The sequence below is a fragment of the Roseateles sp. P5_B10 genome, from assembly GCF_056400485.1.
The window spans coordinates 1-1,863 of the sequence record NZ_JBFULE010000944.1 but is presented as its reverse complement, the minus strand read 5'-3'; the positions used below and the strand labels follow the sequence as shown (position 1 = coordinate 1,863).

General features: G+C 57.3%; 2 protein-coding genes. Both read left to right on the top strand.

All coding sequences use genetic code 11. The features are described from left to right. The first annotated feature begins 1 nt into the window (after nt 1). A complete protein-coding gene (locus tag AC1DU6_RS29555) occupies nt 2–142 on the top strand; it encodes a carbohydrate-binding protein (RefSeq protein WP_477861566.1) in 141 nt (46 codons plus the stop codon). Between the two features lie 105 nt (nt 143–247). Continuing rightward, on the top strand, nt 248–1,863 hold a 1,616-nt coding region (locus AC1DU6_RS29550), incomplete at its 3' end, for a galactocerebrosidase (RefSeq protein WP_477861564.1).

Genomic DNA, 1,863 nt, shown 5'->3' with positions numbered 1-1,863 from the left:
GGTGTCAGGAACCGGCGGCGAATGGAAGCAGCAGTTGGCCCAGATCTCCGGAGCCTCCGGCGTCCAGGATCTCTTCTTCGTATTCCGCGGTGAGGCCGGCGAAGAACTGTTCAAGTTCGATTACTGGCAATTCTCAAAATAACTGTAGGCATCGGGTCGACACGAAGTCGAACTTCCCAACACCCGAGGCTTATTTGTTTTTAATTGCCGGCCTAAGCCCGGCCTGACGATTTCGTGGAAGTTTCCTATGCGCGGCCGTTTTTCCTTGCCAGTTATATTTCTGTTATTGATTATCGGATCCAACGGCGTGCTCGCATCACCGCCAGAGCAGCGCATTACGCTGCAAGGCGATGCGGGCGGGAAGCATTTTGACGGCATCGGCGTCGTCGATGGGGGCGGGGCCACTTCGGTCTTGTTGAAGGATTATCCAGAACCCCAGCGCAGCCAGATTCTAGATTTGATTTACAAGCCCAGGTTCGGTGCTTCCGTCAGCGCGCTATACGTCGAAATTCCCGGCGACGGCAATTCTACGCAGGGCTCCATGCCCAGCCACATGCACAAGCGCGACGACTTGAATTATTCGCGCGGCTATATGTGGTGGGTTATGCAGGAGGCCAAGAAGCGCAATCCAAAACTCTCGCTTGATGCCACTGCCTGGAGCGCGCCCGGATGGCTGGGCGACCAGGGCCCGGTGTTTACAAAACAAGCCGGTAGCGACGACAAGGGCGACCGCAACTTCTTTTCACAAGACACGGCCAACTACTACGTGACGTGGCTCCAGGGCCTGCGCCAGGTGTATGGGCTGGAGCTGGACGCGATCGGCATTCGCAATGAAAAGGGCGTGAGCTATGACTTCAGCAAGGCGCTGCGCACGACCCTGACAGCGAATGGTTTCAAGTCGACAAAGATTCACGCCTTTGACAACTGGCCGGACGATTGGAAATTCAATTTTGTGAAGGACATGCTGACGGACAAAGACTTGCGCGACTCGATCGACATCATCGGCGCCCATATCAATCCGCCCGCGTCATTTACGCCAGCATCGGTGCGCGAGTTGGCTGAAAGCCTCAACAAGCCGATCTGGAATACCGAGCAGCACGTGTACAAGGCGGGCTATGACGGCCTGATCTCGATGGTGCAGGGTTTCAACGAGAATTTTGTTCGCAGCGGCGCCACCAAGGTCGTCAACTGGTATGGCATTGCAGGCCTGTACACCATGACCCCGTATTCCGGCGAGAAGGAAGCGGCCATACGGGCCAATTGGCCTTGGAGTGCGCATTACCAGCTCAACCCCGTGCTTTGGGGTTACGCCCATTACGGCCAATTCACCGAAATTGGCTGGACCTACCTCAAGGGTGGTAGTGGCGACCTGACGGCGGGCGGCACTTATGTCACCCTGAAATCGCCAGCCAGCGACTACAGCATCATCCTTGAAACCAAAGACGCCAAGGCCCCGCAGCAGGTCCGGTTCGAAATTGGCGGCGGCCTGTCGTCGAACGAGCTGGCTGTCTGGCGCAGCAATGAGAAGGAGCACTTCGTACGCCAGGATGACCTCGAACCGGTCAATGGTGTCGTGACGCTCACCCTCGATCCGCATGCTGTCTATTCACTGACGACCACCCGCGGGCAGCGCAAGGGTGGTTTCGACAAGATCCCGGAGGTCAAGGCTTTCCCCTTCCCCTATTACGAGACCTTCGAACAGTACGCCGATCCGAAGCAATGGGGTTATTTGCCGCGCTACTTCTCCGACATCAGCGGTGCCTTCGAGTTGACCGCTTGTCCAGGGGGGAAGGGACGTTGCTTGCGTCAGATGACGCCAGTGCCAACGATCTCGTGGGGGCCCGACTGGCAGCCGTACACCAT